Source organism: Pandoraea sp. PE-S2R-1 (assembly GCF_002179865.1).
In the GTDB taxonomy this organism is placed as follows: domain Bacteria; phylum Pseudomonadota; class Gammaproteobacteria; order Burkholderiales; family Burkholderiaceae; genus Pandoraea.
Genome location: NZ_NGUR01000048.1, coordinates 1 through 841 on the forward strand (window position 1 = coordinate 1; position 841 = coordinate 841).

2 protein-coding genes are annotated in these 841 nt (G+C 61.7%); both read right to left on the reverse strand.

The window, feature by feature from the left end; translation table 11 throughout:
* Nucleotides 1-297 (reverse strand): hypothetical protein (locus CDV44_RS26975; protein ID WP_212677163.1); only part of this gene is annotated, 297 nt, incomplete at its 3' end.
* Nucleotides 298-649: 352 nt separating this feature from the next.
* Nucleotides 650-841: hypothetical protein (locus tag CDV44_RS28320; protein WP_212677164.1), on the reverse strand; the 192-nt coding region annotated here is incomplete at its 5' end.

Here is an 841-nt window from a genome sequence, read left to right on the forward strand (position 1 = left end):
CTGATCGATCTTCTGGTGGTGCCAGCCCGTCACGATCCAAAAGCGCTGTCCGGCGACCTCATACTCGTCGAGCAAGCCGACGCGAAGCAGTTCGTCGACCATTCGGCGAACATCCGCCGAAGTCAGGTCGTCGGCCGGGAACACCTCGGCCTTCAGACGCTTCTCGTTGGTCGAGTGAATTCCCGCGTCGTCGCAGAAATTCCACATGCCGATGAACAGGATGCGGGCATCACGAGAGACGTCCATCACCTGCTCGGACGTCCAAAACTCGGGTTTGACTGAACGAATTCGTGCCATTGATTCCCCGCCTACGCGGTACCGTAAAGAGCCGCGATTAAAGGGTCTCGTCGAACGAGACTGCCTGTCTTGATCGCGTAGCGGACTCGCGCACGCGCGCAGCGGGCGGCCTGGTATTCGGCGTCCTTGCTCAGCCTGAGCGTGCGACGTCTGTCGATTTCTTTGCGCGTCAGCGGCTCAGGCTTCTGAACGTCGACGCCGTTCCCGAGTGCATAACGTGCCGCCCAAGCGCCAGCCGGGGGCGTAACGTACCCAGCCTGCGACTTGCAAGTCACCGGCTTCGTGGTGCTCACTGAGAAGCAACAGGATTTGGCGCCGCGAGTAGCCGGTGACCATCGCGAGATACTTCGAATCAGCCATCGGCACCTTCCGCAGCTCTCGCTGAATCGCGCCCCAGGCGATCGATGTGGCCCGACCACGCTTCCCCATTGCGATCCGGCAACCCCAACCCGTAGCGGCCGTGTTTGCGCACCGCGTTTGTCGTGCGCCCGGGGAAATGCTCCGCAATGCACTTGATGGGGAGCGTCGAGTCCCACAGATCCGT